The organism is Achromobacter sp. GD03932 (assembly GCF_029839485.1).
Taxonomy (GTDB): Bacteria; Pseudomonadota; Gammaproteobacteria; order Burkholderiales; family Burkholderiaceae_B; genus Achromobacter; species Achromobacter bronchisepticus_A.
In genome coordinates, this window is record NZ_JAOCAT010000077.1 from 1 (window position 1) to 660 (window position 660).

Here is a 660-nt window from a genome sequence, read left to right on the forward strand (position 1 = left end):
CCGATGAGCGCATCGCGCTGCAAATTGGTGGATTGGGATCCGTCCGCTTTCGACACCCGCATATAGCCGATCAACATCTCTTCGCCTGTCACATATACGTTCGATTATGTGACAGTGTGAGCCAGAACGTGCCGGTCGTCAAAAATTGTCACTTAACCCGTAATTCTGTCTAAGGCATACAAAGGGTGTTTATGGTTAGTAAAGTGACGGCGCAAGACAGCATCGTGCAGGGGACTTGTCGTTTTCAGAAGACGGCTGCACTGAACGTCAGAAGCCGACTGCACTATAGCAGCGGAGGGGTTGGATCCATCAGGCAACGACGGGCTGCTGCCGGCCATCAGCGGACGCAGGGAGGACTTTCCGCAACCGGCCGTTCGATGCGGCACCGATGGCCTTCGCGCAGGGGTAGTGAATCCGCCAGGATTGACTTGCGCTGCCCTACCTCTCACTAGTGAGGGGCGGCAGCGCATCAAGCGGTGAGCGCACTCCGGCACCGCCAACTTTCAGCACATGCGTGTAAATCATCGTCGTAGAGACGTCGGAATGGCCGAGCAGATCCTGCACGGTTCGAATGTCGTAACCGCTGCGGAGCAAGGCCGTCGCGAACGAGTGGCGGAGGGTGTGCGGTGTGGCGGGCTTCGTGATGCCTGCTTGTTCTAC

The 660-nt window shown here is 57.6% G+C and carries 1 protein-coding gene and 1 pseudogene; both read right to left on the reverse strand.

Annotated features, from left to right (window positions below; genetic code table 11):
* A pseudogene (locus N5C88_RS31425) lies at positions 1-77 on the reverse strand (recombinase family protein); the annotation flags it as partial.
* A gap of 361 nt (positions 78-438) precedes the next feature.
* The coding region (locus N5C88_RS31430; protein WP_072262682.1) for a tyrosine-type recombinase/integrase at positions 439-660 on the reverse strand (222 nt) is incomplete at its 5' end.